The 1,414-nt window shown below is 58.3% G+C and carries 1 pseudogene; it reads left to right on the forward strand.

Annotated elements, in window-relative coordinates:
- Positions 1-73: 73 nt before the first annotated feature.
- A pseudogene (locus PL597_RS25890) lies at positions 74-1,288 on the forward strand (IS701 family transposase); the annotation flags it as partial.
- Positions 1,289-1,414 lie beyond the last annotated feature (126 nt).

The following is a 1,414-nucleotide window of genomic DNA, read 5'->3' on the forward strand; positions in this document are numbered from 1 at the left end:
CACTACTTTGGCAGATTAACTGACGGTTAACGATAATCGGCCATCTTTGGCCCCTCAAAAAGGGGTGCGGTGGATGGTGGAGCAGAATATTGCACTGGCGGATTGGCTGAAGCCGTTCGTTGAGAAGCTTGGTCACAAGAAGCGGCGGCAGATGTGCCCGGTATATGTTTCAGGCCTGATCGGACCGGGTGATCGCAAGAGTATCGAACCGATGGCGGAACGCCTTGCGCCCGATCATTACGACCGTCTGCATCATTTCATCTCGGATGGGATTTGGGACGCCAGTCCGCTTGAGACTGAACTGGCTGTGCAGGCGGACAGAATAGTCGGAGCTTCAGACGCCTTTCTGGTGGTCGACGATACGGGTCTGCCGAAGAAGGGTGATCATTCGGTCGGGGTCGCTCCGCAATATGCTTCGATGCTGGGCAAACGCGCCAATTGCCAGACGTTGGTATCGCTGACGCTGGCACGCGATGAGGTTCCCGTTCCGGTTGGTTTGCGACTGTTCTTGCCGGAAAGCTGGACCAGTAACCAGGATCGGATGGTGAAGGCTGGCGTCCCCGAGGAGATGCGTATATCCCGCACCAAGCTGACGATCGCGCTCGACGAGATCGACAGGCTGATCGCGGCGGGGGTGCGGTTTGGCACCGTGCTCGCCGATGCCGGCTATGGTTTATCGGCCGCGTTTCGCCAGGGGCTCAGTGCACGCGGCCTCACATGGGCTGTCGGTATTCCCAAACATCAAAAGGTCTACCCCCATGATGTCGCCCTGATTTTTCCGGTTTCCGGTCATGGCAGACCGCGCAAGCATTCGATCCCCGACACCCTGTCGATGGCAGCCGAAACGATCCTGGAAGCATCCTCCTGGAAGAAGGTCAGTTGGCGTCGCGGCACGAAAGGTCGCCTGACAGCGCGCTTTGCTGCGCTCCGCATTCGGATCGCTGATGGTAGTCCGCAACGTATCCTCGACAAGGGACAGCAGCATATGCCGGGCGAAGAGGCGTGGCTGGTGGGCGAATGGCGCTCGAACGGCGAGCGCAAATACTATCTCTCCAATCTGCCGGCCGAAGCAACGTTAAAGCAGCTGGCAGCTGCCATCAAAGCCCGATGGGTCTGCGAGCAGGCGCATCAACAAATGAAAGAAGAACTCGGCCTCGATCACTTCGAAGGCCGATCATGGCAAGGTCTGCATCGACACGCGCTGATGACAATGATCGCCTATGCCTTCCTGCAACATCAGCGCCTACACCAGGCCAAGCGGGAAAAAAACCAAGAGGCACGGCCCGCCTAAACCGACACTGCCAGCCATCCGACGCGCGGTCATAAACACCCTCCTGGCAGCGTCAGCCCCAGAACGATGTCCGCACTGCAGAATCCGCTTCAGACCGCCAAAATGCATTCTGCCAAAGTAGTG

Source organism: Agrobacterium sp. ST15.13.013 (assembly GCF_027956525.1).
In the GTDB taxonomy this organism is placed as follows: Bacteria; Pseudomonadota; Alphaproteobacteria; order Rhizobiales; family Rhizobiaceae; genus Agrobacterium; species Agrobacterium salinitolerans.